Below are 17,364 nucleotides of genomic sequence, written 5' to 3' on the forward strand. Positions count from 1 at the left end.
TTGCGGCCGATGGCCATCGGTTCGCTCTCGGGGTGGTTGATGTTATTGGGGATGATCGCGCGGCCCCTTGCGATTTCGTCGCGGACGAATTCGGGGGTGACGTAATCGGGGATTTCCGCGCCAAAGCTTTCGCCGTCGCGCTTATATTCGGCGAGGCGCGCGCGGCCTAGATTCTCGCGTTCGGCGACATATTCCATCTCGGGCGTAATGATGCCTTGGCGTGCATAATGCATCTGGCTGACATTGGCCCCAGGTTTGGCGCGCAGGACGGTCTTGCGGACATTGGGGAATGGCGCCACGCCGCCGCTGCGGTCTGGGCCGAGCTGGCCATTGTCCTCGGGGCGGACTTCGCGTTGCAACACTTCCTCGACATCGCCGCGCTCGCGGATCCACTGGCTGCGGATTTCAGGCAGGCCTGCGCTGATGTCGATATGCGCGTTGGAGTCAGTGTAAGGCCCGCTCGGGTCATAGACGCGCACAGGGGCGTCGTCGCAGCTTGGGTCGAGGTAGATTTCGCGCATGGCCACGCGGCGTTCGCCGACATAGATTTTCTTGCTGCCACGGATGGGTCCGGTGGTAACGCCTATTTCGGTGCGTGCGGGGATGTCTGCCATGTCTACTCTCCATTATGTCGAAAAGGAGAGCGCGGGTTTCGGGTGCCGCTCCCTCCCTACGCCCGCGTCAACGGGATCAGGTTCAGCGGGTCGCAGGGCGTAACACCTGCCTCTCAGTCACACGACTCCCCGGGGATGGGAGGGTGATAGAGCAGAGATGCTATTCAGTCCAGCAGGATGAAGAGCGCAACGCCGATGACCATCAGCGCAAACAGCGTCCGCGCCATCACGACGCGGCTTTCGAGCGCCTTTGCCAGTGGCAGGGCAATCAGGGTTCCCCCCGCCCCGCCAACAACCAACGCGCCGAACAACGGCCAGACCAGTTGCCCCGACGCGGCATAAGACAGGCTGGTCGCGCCCCCAAACAGGCTGACCGACACCAGCGAGGACGCGCTGGCATTGGCGAGTGTCATGCCGGTTGAGGCCATAAGACCCGGCGCAATCAGAAACCCGCCGCCAATCCCGAAAAACCCCGCAGCCAGCCCTGCAAGCAAACCAATGGGCGCCAGTTTCAGAACCATAAGTGGAGTAAGGCGGACCGACGGGTCCCCTGCATTTTTTCTGGGCACGAGCATCGACACGGCAATCGCGATCATCGCAAAGGCGAACCATGTGAGCAGCGCCTGGCCATCCACCTGTTTGGCAAAATGCGCCCCGACCAGCGTACCGGCGAGACCTGCAATCCCGAAGGTTATGGCGCAAGGCCATTTGACCCGCCCCGCCCGCGCCTGCGCCGCCAAACCTGTCGCGGCATTGACGGCGACGGCGGCGGCGGATGTACCGATGGCGGCATGGGTATCGGTCAAACCGACAACATAGATCAACCAAGGTGTAGCCAGCACCGAGCCACCCCCGCCAAACAAAGTAAGCAAAAGCCCGATAAGCGCCCCGCCCAACCCTGCCAGAAGGAGTGTTTCAACAGCCATGTCAGACGGTTTTCACGCGGTTCCATGGGGCGAGCATGAGCAACCGTGCCATGCCGCAAAATCCGCTGACCCCTGCAAAGACAAGCCCTGCGCCGACAAAGCCCGACAGCACAAACCAAGCAGGCGTGAGGACAAAGCCAAGTATGACTCCAAAAAGCACAAGCGAGCCGGCCGCAATTTGCACCTGACGCATGATTTCCATCGGCGCATCGGCGTCGGTTTCAACTGGAAAACCGGCCTTGGCCCATCCATCCAACCCGCCATCAAGCACATAGGCCTCACCCTTCACCCGCGCTGCTAACCGGTCGCAGGCTCCAGCCGTCCGCATGCCCGACCGGCAGGTGAAAATAACATCCGTGTCTGGATCAACATTCAGATGCGCCTTCTCCCAAATCGAAAGTGGCGAGGATTGCGCGCCTTTGACATGGCTGCGCGCGAATTCATCGCTCTCACGTATGTCGACAAGGATCGCGTTACCGGCATTCAGCCGTTCCTGCACGTTACGCGGAGAAAGTTTATGGAGGGCAGTGGTCATGATTTGGTCCTTAATTCCGGAGGGCAGAAAAGCTCTGCAAGAGTTTCGATGACGCGCAAAGCTGCGTGATCGACGATTTTGTAGTAAATGGTCTGGCGTTCGCGGCGGGTGGCCACCACGCCATCCTCGCGCAACAAAGCAAGGTGCTGCGAAAGCGCCGATTGCGATAGCCCTACACGCGACTGGATCGCGCCGACCGACAATTCACCTTCCGCCAACTGGCACAGGATCATGAGCCGTCGTTCGTTGCTCAACAAACGGAGCAGGGCTGCAGCGCGGCCAGCGCTTTCCTCGAACAGCGAGAGATCGAAACGGGAAGTGTCAAACATAGCTTATTTATATTCATTGATTCTAATTTAGCAAGTGCTAATATAAAGGGATAAGGAGACGACTCATGCAACCTGCTGTTCAGGCCTTTTTCGACAACGCCACAAATACGGTGAGCTATATTGTCCACGACCCCGCGACAAAAAAGGCGGCGATTATTGATCCCGTGCTGGATTTCACCCCGCGTAATGGCCGGGTGACGACGGCATCATCCGACGCGTTGCTGTCTGCGGCAAAAGCGCAAGGGCTGGACATCGTCTATCTTCTGGAAACGCACGCCCATGCCGACCACCTGTCGGCGGCGCATCATTTGCGCGATGTCACCGGCGCTCCGGTTGTGATCGGCAGCCATATCACGCAGGTCCAGACCGTATTTGCCACCCTGTTCGAGGCAGACGACGTCACCCCCGATGGCAGCCAGTTTGACCGGCTGGTCGCTGAAGGAGACAGCCTGCCATTGGGTTCGCTCACGATCCGTGTTCTGCACACCCCGGGGCACACGCCTGCCTGCCTGACTTATATGATCGGCGATGCTGCCTTTGTCGGAGATACGTTATTCATGCCGGACTATGGCACCGCCCGCGCCGATTTTCCAGGCGGCAGCGCCGAAACCCTTTACCGTTCCATCCGCAAGATCCTGTCCCTACCGGCAGAGACGCGGATATTTGTCGGGCATGACTATCTGCCTGCCGGACGCAGCGACTATCGCTGGGAAACCAACGTTGCCGAACAACGTGCGGCCAATATCCATGTCAATGACGGTATTTCGGAATCCGAATTCGTCGCAATGCGTAACGCCCGCGACAAGACGCTTGAAGCGCCTCTCCTCATCCTGCCATCGTTGCAAGTCAACATCCGCGCCGGAGCGATGCCCCCTGCATCGCCGGGTGGCCATGTTTATTTCCGTATACCGGTTAATGCGATTTAGCAGTCGTCCGAAAATCGGACACCGGCTTTCCGATTCCGATTGACCGAATCTCGACCGTCCATCAATATCCTCTCGCTACATTTCGTCGCGACAGGGATCTGAATTGTTTGAATTTTGGTTGGCTAATGGAAACCTGCCTTTTGCGGGCGCAGGGGTGCTGCTGATCGGCCTGATGATCCTACAGTTCAGTGGTCTAACCGATTTTGCACCCGATCTGGACAGCGACATGGATGGTGGTGTTGACGCAGCAGGCGTCGCGAACGGTCTGCTCAGTTTTCTGGGTCTGGGAAGGTTACCGTTGATGATCTGGCTCGCCCTCTTCCTGTTACTGTTCATGCTGATCGGCTTTGTCGGCCAGCAAATCATTCAAGGGGCAACTGGCGCCCTGCTTGCACCGTGGCTGTCGGGTCCGCTGGCGGCGCTTGCCGGCGTTCCCGCCACAGCCATTCTGGCGCGACCGCTGGGCCGTATTATGCCCAAGGATGAAACCACGGCGGTGTCGATCGACAGCCTCGTCGGCCGCTTTGCCGTACTCGGCGCAGGGACGGCAAAGCCCGGCTCCCCTGCCCGCGCCAAGGTGCTCGATGTCCATGGTCACCCGCATTTCGTCATGGTCGAACCCGACAATGACGGACAACAGTTTAACTCCGGAGAGAAGCTGTTGCTCGTGCGGCGCGACGGCGATCTGTTTAAGGCAATATCACAGGGCGGGCAGCATCTGCCTCGATTAGAAGGATAAAATAATGACCGAGAATCTGATTTCGACCCTGATTTACGTCGGCATGGTGCTGGTCACGCTGATCGTTTTTGGTCTTGTCATCACCCGGCTGTACAAGCGGGCCACAAAGGAAATCGCTTTTATCCGCACCGGGCTTGGCGGCGAAAAAGTAGTGATGAACGGTGGCGCGCTCGTTTTACCCGTGCTGCACGAAACCATGCCGGTCAACATGAACACCGTCCGGCTCGCGGTCGAGCGCAACAATGTCGATGCGCTCATTACGCTCGACCGCTTGCGGATTGACGTAAAGGCAGAATTCTATGTCCGTGTGCGCCCTGACGCCGAGTCACTGGCGATGGCCGCGCAGACTTTGGGTTTGCGCACAATGCAGCCCGAGCTGCTGAAAGACCTTGTCGAAGGCAAATTCGTTGACGCGCTGCGCTCCGTTGCTGCCGGGATGACGATGAACGAGCTGCATGAACAGCGCGCTGACTTTGTTCAAAAGGTGCAGCAAGCATCGTCGAGCGATCTAGCCATGAACGGACTGGAATTGGAGTCGGTTTCGCTGACTGGCCTCGATCAGACGTCGATCGAACATTTCAATGCAAACAATGCCTTCGACGCAGAAGGTCTGACAAAGCTGACCGAGCAGATCGAATTGCGCAAGAAAGCGCGCAACGACATTGAACAGGACACCCGCGTTCAGATTGAAACCAAGAACCTCGAGGCGGACAAAAGGTCTTTCGAAATCAGCCGGGACAACGAATTTGCTCGGCTGGAACAGGAACGTGAAGTCGAGATGCGCCGCGCCACTCAGGCGTCCGAAGTTGCCCGTGAAAAAGCGCTTCGGGATCAGGAGGCGCAGGATGCCCAAATCAAGTCGAAGCAGCAGATAGACTCTGCCCAAATCGAGGCCGACCGTGCGGTGCAGGAAGCGCAGATCGCACAGGAACAGTCGCTCGAGATAGCCCGGCAGGAACAGCAGATCGCCGTTCAGAACAAGTCGCGCGAAGAAAGTCAGGCTCGGGCAGACGCAGATGATGCCCGCGCCAAAGCGGTCGCCGCCGAAGAACAAGTCATAACCGCACGCGAAACAGAAATCGCTGAACGTGGCAAGCGTATCGAATTGATCGAAGCCTCCAAAGAAGCTGAACGTCAGGCTATCGGCATAAGGGTTGAGGCCGAGGCCGAGAAAGAAGCCGCTTCCAACCGCGCGCAAGCTGTGCGCGTAGCTGCCGAAGGTGAGGCAGATGCAGAAAAACTTCGCGCAGAAGCATCGCGGATACGGTTTGAAGTGGAAGCGGCGGGTCAGCGCGCAATTAACGAAGCTGCGAATATATTGTCGTCGAACCAGATTTCTTTGCAGACCAAAATGGCTCTGCTCAAGGTCCTACCCGAGGTCATACGCGAATCCGCCAAGCCTTTGGAAGCAATCGATTCGATCAAGATCGTTCAGGTCGATGGAATAACCCAGAATAGCGGAAACCGTGGTGGGGGATCCGGCACCGGAAGCAGCGGCAATCTTGCGACCGATGCGGTTGCTGCGGCATTATCCTATCGCGCTCAAGCACCCGTGATTGATGGCTTGATGAAAGAACTGGGGCTTGATGGTTCTTCACTTGATAAGCTGGTTGCAGGTGGCACTGGCTATCAGGCGTCCCGCAATGACGTTGAAGCCGATGACGAGGACGAAGGCGACGTTCTTCCTCAACCCAAAAGCCGCAAAACGGTTAAACCTAAAATTCAGGAGCCTGACGAGGACCAGCAGGAAGTATAATTCGCCTGCGCGTCTGGTTAGCTTATGCTTCGCCCACTGAATCCATAGCCATCCAGAATATGGAGGAGCTTGCGAGGCGCAGGAAGTTTTGGGCCAGCAACGGGTCGACTTCGCTCCCTCGCGCTTGCATTACGGCGGCCATTGCGGCTTTTGGGCCGCCTTGAGCGGCGGCGTTTTCTGCCAGCAGGGACAGTTTCACGATGTGCATCGCAAGGTGGTCGGCCTCATTTTCCGTCGTCGGCGTTGCCGCATTGTTTTGCAAAATACGCAGCCACATATAATTATGCACCGCATCAAGTTGATCGACCCCGATACCAGTTGATTGTGCAAGTTTGGAACCGATCCAACTTGCCCTGCTTTCACGGCTATATCCAACCGACGGGTTGACGTCCGAAGATTTTTCACTTGAAATATGGTTCATATGCGCGCCCTTTTTTATGAAAGCCGCATACCCCAATCAACGTTTCCAACTGGTTAAAGCCGGTATTTCCTAAAAAGTGTAACTGATGCCAGCCGCCAGAAAATATTGGTCGGCATCGCCGCGGATCGAGGTCACGGGCGACCGTTTCGCATCACCGGTCAAACGGGAATAGCTGGCCAGACCGAACACAGACCATCCCCCATCGCGTGCATCACCCGACAGATCGACACCGCCAAGCAAGGATGCGCCATAGCTTTTCCAGCCACCCTTGGCATCGAATGTCGGCAGGCCACTGGCGGCGCTGCCCGCAGCATCAATACTGAAATAGGTATCGGCATAATTGCCGTCGACATGGGTTGCCGACAGGCTGAGGCTCGTGAAAATTGAGGTGGATAGCGGCGTGGAATAGCTGATGTTAGGGCTAATGAGGCGTCCGCGATGCGCTTTGGCCACGTCCCACTGGATGTCGGTCGATAGCATCAAGCTGTCAAAAGGATTAAGCACTTTGGAAAAGGACACGCCCGCCGTGGCGCCGATTTCGATGGCAACATCCTTTTTGCCAAGCGACCGGACGACTGAGTCTTTAATATTGTTATTGCGGTCGGTACGAACGCGAACCAAGGGGCCGGCGAGGAATTTCACATTTCCTTCAGCGTTCGTGTCGCGAACCAGATCGACGTAAAGACCGGGGCCCCGCGCACCGAAGTCAAATCCGCCAATGCTTCCTTGCGCCAATGGTGCAGGGAAAAGGATATAATCATCGGACCCTTCGTAGCTGGGCCCATAGCCACCACCGATCCCGATTGTGAGCCAGTCTCCGGCGAATACACCACGATCGGGGGCATCGGCCTTCGAACTTTCTGCCTCTGGTGCCTGAGCATATAGTGGCACTGACGAGCAGACGAGCGTCAATGCTGATAGCTTGGCAAGGGTGAAGGCGAAACTCATAACATACTCCTGTTTGCGGTTTACCCACAAACAAGCCAAATTGACAATTCGTTCCATGCAACGCGAATTGACGACTATCAAAGCATATATTTCATTTTCACTCGCTGGTTAACTTCATCGGCTCCAATTGCGAATGCAGCAGCTTTGAACCGGGGTGGTCCCGCCACGATGACTGGGTTGCGTGAGAAACCGAAGCCTTCTTTGGGCAGGAAAATAGCCATATCCATTTTGCTATTCGCATTTTCATCATGAATCAGCGCAACGGCGTAAGTGCCCTGCTCCAGACCTTTAAAACTAATATTACCCGCATCGGGTGCAGCGACCTTGGCGCGATGGCTTTTGGGGTCTTTGCTACAATCTGGGAAGAATTTGGGATTCGCGGTAACACAGACAAGGACATTGCCCTTCATGCTACGCAAACCATAAATACTCAAATCCAAGGTCGATGCTGTCGACGTGGCGTCAAGTGCCGTTCCGGGCACCAGCGCCGCTACCCCAATCGCCAAGACCAAGGTCTGTGCCGCAAATCCTGTCCCAAAACCTGAAATAAAGCCCATAATTCCCCCGATATGCATCATGATGTTTCTGGTGATGCGTTGCAGTTATCAGCCAATTTCCTAATTTGCCGTTAACCATGAACTTGGGGAACAATTCCCACCCCATGTGGTTGGTTACACCCATAACCGTCATCACAGTGAGCACAACGCCAATTGCGCCAACATGAATGGGAATGATGAACACAAGAATAGGGATAATAAGCGCGCCAGTCAGAGCCTCCCACGGGTGGAACGACATCGCGGCCCATGCCGTCGGCGGGCGGCTTTCATGATGGACGGCATGCGCTTTTTTGAACCACCATGGGCGGTGCATCAGCCGGTGGGTCCAGTAAAACCAGCTATCGTGCGCGAACAGATAGAGGAATATCGACAACGGCACATACCACAGCGGATAGTCCGCCCAATTCCGGTAGATCAAAGTCCATCCCTGACTGTCCCAGCCCCAGGCGACGATTCCGGCCGGAATTCCGTAAATGGCGGCACTCGCAAGGCTCCAGCCAATTTCACGACGCATTTGCGGTTCGAGCCCGGCATACAGATTCGGGTGCCTGACCCGCGTCGCCCAGGCGAACGCTCCGCTGACCACCAGATAGCGGACGCCGACGATCAGAGTCATTGCCAACGCAGACAGCAGCACAGGGAGAGCATATTCCATAGCCCCCCTTACTCCGGCACTTAGCGACTTAGCAAATTTTGAGTTTCAAATTTATTCTTGTCCGAAATGCTGATGACATCGCCATCATGCATTATGTTTATCGGTCCGGAAAAATGTTTCGATGCCTCGCCCGTCAGCGCAAATTCCAAAGGCTTTGGCACCGACGGCACGATATGCGTGAAGGCGAGCATTCCAACGCCAGCACTTTTTGCGACATCGGCGGCCTGTTCGGGGCTGATATGGTAATTCTGGATATCGCTGAAGATCTTAGCCCGATTGGTGTTGCCTGCCTTGCGGGCGCTGTTCTCCAAAATCTTGACCATGCGCGGCGAAAGAAGTTCGCTGACATATAGGTCCGTACCTTTGGCTGCCGCCGCGAGTGCCGGGGAGAAAGCGGTATCGCCGCTGATGGCGACGCTGCGGCCTTTCCAGTCAATACGGTAACCGAAGGCGGGCTTGATGGGATCGTGGTCTACGGCAAAGGCGGTAATCCGGACCCCGCCGTCATCATAAACGGGCCCTGCGTTGATTGCCTTTCCGACCATGCCAAAGCCCGCAGGCTTCACCACATCTGCACCATGATGGGCGATGCGATATGTGGAATCGATGCGATAGACCGCGTTATAGCCCCCGGTAATTTCCAAAACGCCTTCCGGCCCGTAGACGGCGAGCGGAATAGCGGCACTGCTTCCCGCCCATCGTTGCAGGGTGAAGGGGCCAAGCCCTTCAAAATGGTCGCTGTGCAAATGGGTCAGCCAAACGCCCTCGATCTTATCGAGCGGGAAGCCCATCAACGACAAGGTCTCGCCTGACCCTTCGCCCATATCGAACACGAAAATCCGTCCGTTCGCAATAACCGCCGTGCACGCCGCCGCGCGGTCTCGGCTGGGAAGCGGAGAGCCTGTCCCGCAAAAGGCTACATGCAGTTGATCCTTCGGCAAATCCGCAAGCGCATTACGGACCATGGCGGCGTCAGCGCCGCGATGGAGCAGATTCATGGCGATGGCGTCGCGCTTCACATAGCCGATCGTACCCGCCAACGCTGCACCACCGAGCAGTGCCCAAAGCCATTTTTTCCGCATATCCCGTTCCTTACGGTCAAGACCTAAACGACCAATTCAGTCCTTCGACTTGGCAAGCTTACGCTCGATGGCCCCCGAAAGCATTTGGAAAGCTTCACCCGCCGGGGACCGATGGGCAAAAACGCCCACCGGAGAACGATGCACAGCCATCATTTCTACCGCACTCGCCATCGGAATTCGGGGCCAATCCGGATTGGCCGACAGCGCGGCAACGTGCAGATTGCGTCTGCGATCAACCATCGAGAAAACCGGCAGCAAGGGGGCGTGTCCCTTGTGATGTTCTTTAAGATGCGACACGACATCCTCCAGCGCACGCTGGGACAGAGGCGACGGTATAACCGGCACAATGATGATATCGGCGGCGCGCATCATTTGTTCGCTGGTTTCGGTCAGGCCCGGCGGACAATCCAGAAAAATCCGGTCATATTTTCCGCTGATCGCCTCAACCAGCTTCGCCAGCCGCTTTTTCTTGCCCAGCGAATTGAAAAATCCGTCCAGCCCGCGCAGTGAAATATCCGCCGGAAGCAAGTCGAGCCCTGCCACGGCAGTTGGCACAATCAGTTTTCCAGGTTCAATATCCCGTTCGAATACCGACCGCGCTTTCGATTTTTTTTCAGGGTCATAGCCAAGAATGAAACTGGCCGCTGATTGCGGATCAAGGTCCCAAAGCAAGGCCTTCCTACCCCGCCGCAACGCCGCCTCCGCCGCCAAATTAACTGTTAGCGTAGTTTTGCCAACTCCGCCTTTCAGGCTGTAAACAGCAATGACTTTTGCGTTATTTTCCATTTTGCCGTGGTTCCCAATCCTTCCCCAAATGTCAACCACCCAGAAAGCTGTGTATTTCGTTGGTACAAGGCTTTCCCTTGTAAAATGCCTGCGCTAGAACCGGAGAGTGAACCGGGAAAATATAAAAGTTGATTTTGCGATCGTCGGCGGCGGGCTTGCCGGTGGGCTGATAGCGCTTGCGCTCGCCAAAATGCGGCCGGAACTTAAAATCGTGCTGATCGAACAAGGCGAAAGCTTTGGCGGCAACCATCTATGGAGCTATTTTGCGAGCGACATACTGCCCGAGCATCGCTGGCTCACCGCGCCGCTCGTTACCTATGGCTGGTCCGGATACGAAGTGCGCTTTCCTGCACATAGCCGGTCGCTCGAAAATATCTATTACACCATTGAATCCGAACGGCTTGATTGGGTTTTGCGGCACAGCCTGCCTGCTTCGGCGATGATGTTGGGCCGTGAAGTTAAGGCTGTGTCCCCCCGGCTCGTCGTGCTCGACGGGGCGCAGCGAATTAACGCAGGCGGTGTCATTGATGTGCGCGGCGCTGGGGACTTGCACCACCTTGATTGCGGTTGGCAAAAATTCACCGGCCAGCTGATGCAATTGTCCGAACCCCATAATCTGACCAAGCCCATCGTCATGGACGCTACGGTCGACCAGCATGACGGCTATCGCTTTGTCTATGTCCTGCCCTTTGGCATGGACAAGATATTTGTCGAAGACACATATTACAGCGACACACCGAATCACGACCCGCGTCGTTTGCGTCAACGCCTTGCCGAATACGCCGATAGCAAAGGCTGGAAAGTCGAACGCGTCCTGCGCGAAGAAAATGGAGTGTTGCCCGTTGTCATGGGCGGCGATCTGGAAAATTACTGGGCAAGCGGTAGCGGACGGACAGCAAAAGCGGGCGCGCGCGGTGCCTTTTTCCAGGCTGTGACCAGTTACTCCCTGCCCGATGCGGTCCGCAATGCGATTTTCATTGCCGAACAGCCCGATCTCGATGGCGACAAGCTAAACATGGTCATGCGGCAACGCGCACAGGAACATTGGCAGAGCGGTAAATTCTACCGCATGCTCAACCGGATGCTGTTCCGCGGCGCGGATGTTACGGATCGCTACAAAATTCTCGAACGCTTCTACAGGTTAAAGCCCGGATTGATCGAACGCTTCTATGCGGGAAAGACGACGATTAGTGACAAGGCGCGCATACTGTCTGGCAAGCCGCCCATTCCAATCGGAAAAGCCATCACCGCGATCCGGAGCAAAAAGAAATGAAAACCGCAGCAATCATAGGTGCCGGATTTGGCGGACTGGCACTTGCCATGCGCCTGCAATCCGCAGGCGTCGCCACGACCATTATCGAAGCACGGGACAAGCCCGGCGGGCGCGGCTATTATTGGGAAAAGGACGGCTTCATCTTTGACGGCGGGCCGACGGTCATCACCGACCCGCCCTGCCTTGAAGAATTATGGAGTGTATCGGGTCACAAGATGGCCGACGACATCGAGCTTATGCCGGTTTTCCCGTTTTACCGCCTCAATTGGGCCGATGGCACCAATTTTGATTATTCCAACGACGCGCCGGGCCTGAAGGCAGAGATTGAAAAGCTGAACCCCGACGATGTCGAAGGCTATCGCAAGTTCCTTGAATATTCGAAGGGTGTGTTCAAGGAAGGCTATCAGAAACTCGGCTCTGTAGCATTTCTCGATTTCGCGTCGATGATCAAAGCGGCGCCTGCGCTTATGAAATATCAGGCGTGGCGCTCGGTCTATTCGATTGTTTCATCTTACGTCAAAGACGAAAAGCTGCGCGAAGCCCTGTCCTTTCATACGCTTTTGGTCGGCGGAAACCCGATGTCGACCAGCGCGATCTACGCGCTGATCCATACAATCGAAAAAGAGGGCGGCGTCTGGTTTGCCAAGGGCGGCACCAACCGCCTCGTAGCCGCGATGGTGACGCATTTTGAACGACTGGGCGGAACATTGCGTTTGGGCGATCCAGTTGAGGAAATCGAAACGCGCGGCGACAAGGTCGTTGGCGTGCGGACCAAATCCGGCTGGCGGATGGACTGCGATGTCGCTGCATCCAATGGCGACCTGATGCACACCTACAAGGATTTGCTTACCGGCAACAAGCGGGGCGAGCGTGGCGCAAAATCGCTTAACCGCAAAAGCTGGTCACCATCACTGTTCGTGCTTCATCTGGGCATCAAAGGAACGTGGCCGGGTATTCCGCACCACATGATCCTTTTTGGTCCACGTTATAAAGGGTTGCTGGACGACATTTACAAAAATGGCGTCTTGCCCAAGGATTTCTCGCTCTATCTGCATCACCCAACGGTTACGGACCCCAGTCTCGCACCCGAAGGTTGCTCGACATTCTACGTCCTCGCGCCAGTCGCGCATATGGGCAAGGCTCCGCTCGACTGGGATGGCGATGTGGGTGAGGCGATGACGGAGCGCATATTGGACGAGCTTGAACGGAGGCTTATCCCTGATATCCGGTCACGGATCATGACGCAGTTCCATTACACACCTGCAGATTTCGGGCGCGACCTGTCCGCGCATCTTGGCAGCGCGTTCAGCCTTGAACCTGTCCTATGGCAATCGGCCTATATGCGTGCGCATAACCGTGATGACGTGATACCCAATCTTTATTTCGTCGGCGCTGGTACCCATCCAGGTGCAGGAGTTCCCGGTGTCGTCGGCAGTGCAAAGGCAACGGCTGCGCTGATATTGGAGGATATCAATAAGTGAAGCGTATCGCCGTCTATTGCGGTTCAGCCACGCCCGACAACTCCATTTACATAATGGCAGCCGCGGCTGTCGGCAAAGCACTCGCCGAACGCGGCATTGGCGTTGTTTATGGCGGTGGGCGACTGGGGCTGATGGGCGCGGTTGCCGATGCCGCGCTAGAAGCCGGCGGCGAAGTCATTGGTATCATACCCGAAGCTTTGGTCGGCGCCGAAGTCGCGCATAAGGGCTGTACGGAATTGCACGTCGTGTCCGGCATGCATGAACGCAAGGCTCGTTTTACCGACCTTTCTGATGGCTTCATCACCATCCCGGGCGGTGTCGGCACGATGGATGAACTGTGGGAAGCGATCAGCTGGTCGCAACTGGGTTACCACAGCAAGCCGGTAGGTGTCTTGAATGTGGCGGGTTTTTTCGATCATCTCATCGCCTTTAACCGGAATATGATCGACGTCGGTTTCATCCGTCCGCAACACGCCGGAATTATGCTTGTCGATGATACATTGGACGGGCTGCTCGCCAAAATGGCGAATTACGTGCCGCACAAAAATATCTTTGCGATGAAGGCTGAAGATTTGTGAAGGCCACCCTTGTTTCCACTGACATAGTCATTCCCGCGAACGCGGGAATCCATGGTCTGAACTTTCCGCCCATCGCACGGATGGGTGGATTAGCGACGGTGGACCATGGATTCCCGCGTTCGCGGGAATGACAAAGGGTGGTGGACGTGGAGGCTTCGAGGCTAGACCGCCCCACCCTTGTCGACTTTGCCCGCGATTCCATATCGCGCGGTTCCAAATCCTTTCGTTTTGCCAGCCGCCTGTTTGACCGGACTACACGGGAGCGGGTGTGGCTGCTTTATGCCTGGTGCCGCAAATGCGATGATATGGCCGATGGGCAGGATCATGGCGGCGCGATGGCGGTGGTGGACGATCCGATGGAACGGCTCACGGTCATTCGTGATTTGACGGCAAAGGCGATGGCCGGAGAACCAACGGGAGAACCTGCTTTTGATTGCCTTGGCGTGGTGGCGCGGGAATGTGGCTTGACCTCTAAAATGGCGAATGACGTTATTGAAGGATTCGCGCTCGACGCCGCGGACTGGCATCCGCGTCGGGAGACAGATTTATATCGTTATTGTTACCATGTCGCCGGTGCCGTGGGCGTTATGATGGCGGTGGTGATGGGTGTTTCACCCGACGAGGAAGCGACGCTGGACCGCGCCTGCGACCTTGGCCTGGCGTTTCAACTCGCCAATATTGCCCGCGATATTGCCGAAGATGATGCCGCAGGACGCTGTTATCTTCCGGACGACTGGCTGGCGACACTCGACATTAGCCCGGGTGAACATATGCGGCCGCATAACCGCAAGAAACTCGCGCTGATCGGACGCTGGCTTGCTGACGAGGCGGAGCAATATGAGGCGTCTGCGCGCGTGGGGGCGATTGCCCTTCCCTTTCGCGCACGTTGGGCAGTATTGTCGGCCGCAGGAATATATGGAGATATCGCACGACAGGTGCGACGCGCGGGTTCAAAGGCATGGGACCATCGGATATACACCAGCAGACCGGAGAAGTTTCGTTGGGTGAAAACGGCCTTCGCCGATGCCGTGGCGAATAATCCGCGCCCTATGGACAGACGCGGTTTGTGGACACGGGCAAAAAACTAGCCTTCGACCTGCCCCCGTCGAAATATAATTCGCACGAAGGCGCAGAGTTCGCCTAGTTTTTCCCGATACTCCTGGCGTCACGCGATTCTGAATTTGCGCGCCCTGTCCTCCAGCCGCCCGACAGCGGCCGTATGAATCCCCGGCGCGCAGCAAATAAGGCCGAAGTCCCTCGGGTCACGCTTGTTATAGATTAAAGGATGCCCAAAAGCGTCAGTCACGACGGCACCCGCCTCTTGCGCAACAAGATGTGCCGCCGCAACGTCCCATTCATGGCCCCAGTGCAACGTGGCCACCAAATCGGCGCGGTCGCATGCCACCATAGTCATTCGCATCGCGATGCTATTCGGTTTGGTAACTCTGACAAGATCATGGTCGATTTTCGGCAATTCGTCGGCAGGAACGCGCGCGCCGGCGAAATCCTGCCGCGCGCTTGAGGTCAGCCGATCACCATTGCAAGTCACGCCTTCGCCGCGTGCCGCAACCCATAATTTCTGTTGCGCGGGCGCGGCCATAATCGCAAAAATCGGCTGGCCATCCGCCACCAGCGCGACAGACACGCACCAGCCGTCACGCCCGCGAATGTAATCCCGCGTTCCATCTATGGGGTCGACAAGCCACAGCAAGCGCGCATCCAGCCGCGCGGCATTGTCGACGGTTTCCTCAGAAAGCCATGCTGCGTCGGGCAAAATCTTGGTCAGCCGCTCTTTCAATAGGACATCGACTTCCATGTCGATTTCGCTGACCGGTGTATCGTTACTCTTTGCCCAAATGCGGGTGTCGGGCGTTGCACCTGCGCGCCAGCGTGTCATCGCCAGAACGCCCGCTTCTTCCACGGCTGCGACCACGGCAGAACGATCTAACCGCCGTTCAGGCACTCGCGATCATCATCCCGTCGATACGCAAGGTCGGTACGTTGCTGCTGCGGATGAATTCCAGATCATCTGCGGCAACCATTGCCGCAAACATTTCTTTCAGATTACCCGCGATTGTAAATTCGCTCACTGGCCCAGTGATTTCACCGTCGACAATCAGGAATCCGGCGGCACCACGGCTGTAATCGCCGGTCACCAGATTTACGCCCTGCCCGGCCAGTTCATGCACATAAACGCCATACTTTATATCAGCGACAAGTTCGGCAACAGGAACTGTGCCTCCATCCAGATGCACATTGGATGTGCTGACCCCCGGCGCACCGCTGACCCCGCGGCTGGCATGGCCGGTAGGTTGCAAGCCAAGCTGACGCGCTGATGCGCTTTCCATCAGCCAGCCCGTCAACGCACCGTTTTCGATGATCGCCCGCCTTGCGGTGGGCAACCCTTCGCCATCAAAAGCACGGCTGGACAGACCTCTGTGACGCAAGGGATCATCGATGACCGATATACTGCTGTCGAATAATTGCGTTCCATTGGCCTCAAGCAAAAAGCTGGTTTTTCGCGCAATAGACGATCCCGAGATTGCGCCGAGCAAATGACCCACGAGCGAGGTTCCCACCCTCGGGTCGAAAATGACGGGCATCGTCCCGCTTTTGATCGTACCGGGATTGACACGGCGAACGGCCCGTTCACCCGCCCGTGTGCCGATAGCGACAGCGCTATCGAGATCGGCCAGATGTCGTGCCGAGCGCCAGTCATAATCGCGCTCTTTGGCATCGCCTTCGCCGGCCAGCACGCTGGCGGACAAGCCATAGCCGGTGGAGGATTTAACACCGGAAAAACCGTGGCTGGTCGCAAGCGCAAAAATTGATCGGGCCGCGCTGGCTCCTGCGCCTTCACTGTTGGTGACACCGGCAACTGAGCGTGCGGCATCTTCGCATTCCAATGCGGCGGCGCGTAAAAATGCCGGATCGGGATCTTGTCCGTCATCAACATCAAGGTCAGGCACATCACCGTTCATCAAACGGTCCTGGGGGGCCAGCCCTGCATATTGGTCTTCAGGCGCTTCTTTCGCCATATCGATGGCGCGGGTGACCAGATTTGCCAAAATCGCAGAGTTCATGTTGGACGACGAAATTGTCGCAGATCGTTGCCCGACAAAAACACGAAGGCCGATATCTTCCCCTTCGGAACGCGCCACATCTTCCAGCGCGCCTAACCTGACTTGAACTTCAGTGGAGGCATCGCACACATAGACAGCATCGGCGCAATCTGCGCCGGCCTTGATAGCTTGGGAAACAAGATTTTTCGCCCGGTCGAGCGCTTCGTTCGGATTTAACATAGACCCCGCTTAGGCGCGGGGGCGAAAAGCGTCAATCAGGCGACCGACTTAATGGCATAGCAAATGGCCGCAATAATCACCGGAATGCCAATCGCACCGCACCATAAAATGGCACGGTCAAAGTTAAAACGGGAATCGAGCATCCCATCGCCTGAGGCATTGTTTTGCAAGGACTGCCAACGGCGTTCCAGACCATGACATGGCGAAATGACCAAGCCGACAAAAACGACCAGCATGAAATAAGGAAATATCGACGTACCCTCTGATTCCATCGAAGGCGTGACCACAAAAATCAACATCAATGTATAAATAACCAGCGCAAACGCGACATTGTCGGACATGCGTTTGGAATAGCTCTTGTGCGATACCATTTTCGCGTGCTCGGCTTTTGCCATAACCGCTCTCCCCTTTTTACTCTCCGGGGAGGAGACTGTCACCTTGCTGACATATTTTCAA

Annotated in this window: 20 protein-coding genes and 1 riboswitch; of the genes, 7 read left to right on the forward strand and 13 right to left on the reverse strand. The window is 56.5% G+C overall.

Annotated features, from left to right (window positions below; all coding sequences use genetic code 11):
- From ACEW72_RS07095 to ACEW72_RS07110, 4 genes are all read right to left on the reverse strand, one after another.
- Positions 1-614 (reverse strand): phosphomethylpyrimidine synthase ThiC (locus ACEW72_RS07095; RefSeq protein WP_373475682.1); only part of this gene is annotated, 614 nt, incomplete at its 3' end.
- A gap of 36 nt (positions 615-650) precedes the next feature.
- Positions 651-756: riboswitch (TPP riboswitch) on the reverse strand.
- A gap of 22 nt (positions 757-778) precedes the next feature.
- On the reverse strand, positions 779-1,540 hold the full coding sequence (locus ACEW72_RS07100) for a sulfite exporter TauE/SafE family protein (protein ID WP_373475683.1): 762 nt from the start codon (positions 1,538-1,540) through the stop codon (positions 779-781).
- A 1-nt stretch (position 1,541) separates the two neighbouring features.
- On the reverse strand, positions 1,542-2,075 hold the full coding sequence (locus tag ACEW72_RS07105; RefSeq protein ID WP_373475684.1) for a rhodanese family protein: 534 nt from the start codon (positions 2,073-2,075) through the stop codon (positions 1,542-1,544).
- Positions 2,072-2,404, reverse strand: coding sequence for an ArsR/SmtB family transcription factor (locus tag ACEW72_RS07110; RefSeq protein ID WP_373475685.1), 333 nt, complete (start codon positions 2,402-2,404; stop codon positions 2,072-2,074). The genes ACEW72_RS07105 and ACEW72_RS07110 overlap by 4 nt, the downstream gene beginning before the upstream one ends.
- 65 nt (positions 2,405-2,469) lie before the next feature.
- Between ACEW72_RS07110 and ACEW72_RS07115 the strand changes: the two genes are divergently transcribed.
- From ACEW72_RS07115 to ACEW72_RS07125, 3 genes are all read left to right on the forward strand, one after another.
- Positions 2,470-3,330 carry an MBL fold metallo-hydrolase gene (locus ACEW72_RS07115; protein WP_373475686.1) on the forward strand — a complete coding sequence of 287 codons (861 nt, stop codon included), beginning with the start codon at positions 2,470-2,472 and terminating at the stop codon, positions 3,328-3,330.
- Between the two features lie 103 nt (positions 3,331-3,433).
- Positions 3,434-4,069, forward strand: a complete 636-nt coding sequence (locus ACEW72_RS07120) for a YqiJ family protein (protein WP_373475687.1) — start codon at positions 3,434-3,436, stop codon at positions 4,067-4,069.
- Between the two features lie 4 nt (positions 4,070-4,073).
- Positions 4,074-5,825, forward strand: coding sequence for a flotillin family protein (locus ACEW72_RS07125; RefSeq protein ID WP_373475688.1), 1,752 nt, complete (start codon positions 4,074-4,076; stop codon positions 5,823-5,825).
- A 22-nt stretch (positions 5,826-5,847) separates the two neighbouring features.
- On the opposite strand, the gene ACEW72_RS07130 is transcribed toward ACEW72_RS07125, so the two are convergent.
- The 6 genes from ACEW72_RS07130 to ACEW72_RS07155 form a co-directional block, all read right to left on the reverse strand.
- Positions 5,848-6,246 (reverse strand): hypothetical protein, encoded by a 399-nt coding sequence (locus tag ACEW72_RS07130; protein WP_373475689.1) that lies wholly within the window; start codon positions 6,244-6,246, stop codon positions 5,848-5,850.
- Positions 6,247-6,315: 69 nt separating this feature from the next.
- Positions 6,316-7,194 (reverse strand): MipA/OmpV family protein, encoded by an 879-nt coding sequence (locus ACEW72_RS07135; protein WP_373475690.1) that lies wholly within the window; start codon positions 7,192-7,194, stop codon positions 6,316-6,318.
- Between the two features lie 77 nt (positions 7,195-7,271).
- A complete protein-coding gene (locus tag ACEW72_RS07140) occupies positions 7,272-7,700 on the reverse strand; it encodes a DUF2141 domain-containing protein (RefSeq protein WP_373475691.1) in 429 nt (142 codons plus the stop codon).
- Entirely contained in the window at positions 7,657-8,406 is a 750-nt protein-coding gene (locus tag ACEW72_RS07145) for a sterol desaturase family protein (RefSeq protein ID WP_373475692.1), read from the reverse strand. Before ACEW72_RS07145 ends, ACEW72_RS07140 begins: the two co-directional genes overlap by 44 nt.
- A gap of 20 nt (positions 8,407-8,426) precedes the next feature.
- Complete coding sequence (locus tag ACEW72_RS07150) at positions 8,427-9,488, reverse strand: MBL fold metallo-hydrolase (protein WP_373475693.1); 1,062 nt, start codon at positions 9,486-9,488, stop codon at positions 8,427-8,429.
- Positions 9,489-9,524: 36 nt separating this feature from the next.
- Complete coding sequence (locus ACEW72_RS07155) at positions 9,525-10,274, reverse strand: ParA family protein (protein WP_373475694.1); 750 nt, start codon at positions 10,272-10,274, stop codon at positions 9,525-9,527.
- Positions 10,275-10,380: 106 nt separating this feature from the next.
- Here ACEW72_RS07155 and crtY point away from each other — a divergent pair, with 106 nt between their 5' ends.
- The 4 genes from crtY (at position 10,381) to ACEW72_RS07175 (ending at position 14,694) form a co-directional block, all read left to right on the forward strand.
- Positions 10,381-11,547: a lycopene beta-cyclase CrtY gene (gene crtY / locus ACEW72_RS07160; protein WP_373475695.1), complete on the forward strand. Its 1,167-nt coding sequence runs from the start codon at positions 10,381-10,383 to the stop codon at positions 11,545-11,547.
- Complete coding sequence (locus ACEW72_RS07165) at positions 11,544-13,028, forward strand: phytoene desaturase (RefSeq protein ID WP_373475696.1); 1,485 nt, start codon at positions 11,544-11,546, stop codon at positions 13,026-13,028. Before crtY ends, ACEW72_RS07165 begins: the two co-directional genes overlap by 4 nt.
- Positions 13,025-13,606, forward strand: coding sequence for a TIGR00730 family Rossman fold protein (locus tag ACEW72_RS07170; protein WP_373475697.1), 582 nt, complete (start codon positions 13,025-13,027; stop codon positions 13,604-13,606). Before ACEW72_RS07165 ends, ACEW72_RS07170 begins: the two co-directional genes overlap by 4 nt.
- A gap of 140 nt (positions 13,607-13,746) precedes the next feature.
- Positions 13,747-14,694: a phytoene/squalene synthase family protein gene (locus ACEW72_RS07175; protein ID WP_373475698.1), complete on the forward strand. Its 948-nt coding sequence runs from the start codon at positions 13,747-13,749 to the stop codon at positions 14,692-14,694.
- Positions 14,695-14,771: 77 nt separating this feature from the next.
- On the opposite strand, the gene ACEW72_RS07180 is transcribed toward ACEW72_RS07175, so the two are convergent.
- Genes ACEW72_RS07180 through ACEW72_RS07190 form a run of 3 tightly spaced genes read right to left on the reverse strand, consistent with a single transcriptional unit; the run spans position 14,772 to position 17,303 of the window.
- Positions 14,772-15,539 (reverse strand): 3'(2'),5'-bisphosphate nucleotidase CysQ, encoded by a 768-nt coding sequence (locus tag ACEW72_RS07180; RefSeq protein ID WP_373475699.1) that lies wholly within the window; start codon positions 15,537-15,539, stop codon positions 14,772-14,774.
- A 22-nt stretch (positions 15,540-15,561) separates the two neighbouring features.
- A complete protein-coding gene (locus tag ACEW72_RS07185) occupies positions 15,562-16,908 on the reverse strand; it encodes a TldD/PmbA family protein (RefSeq protein ID WP_373475700.1) in 1,347 nt (448 codons plus the stop codon).
- 35 nt (positions 16,909-16,943) lie between these two features.
- Entirely contained in the window at positions 16,944-17,303 is a 360-nt protein-coding gene (locus ACEW72_RS07190) for a hypothetical protein (RefSeq protein ID WP_373475701.1), read from the reverse strand.
- Positions 17,304-17,364 lie beyond the last annotated feature (61 nt).

Origin of the sequence: Sphingorhabdus sp., assembly GCF_041737645.1 — a bacterium.
In the GTDB taxonomy this organism is placed as follows: domain Bacteria; phylum Pseudomonadota; class Alphaproteobacteria; order Sphingomonadales; family Sphingomonadaceae; genus Sphingorhabdus_B.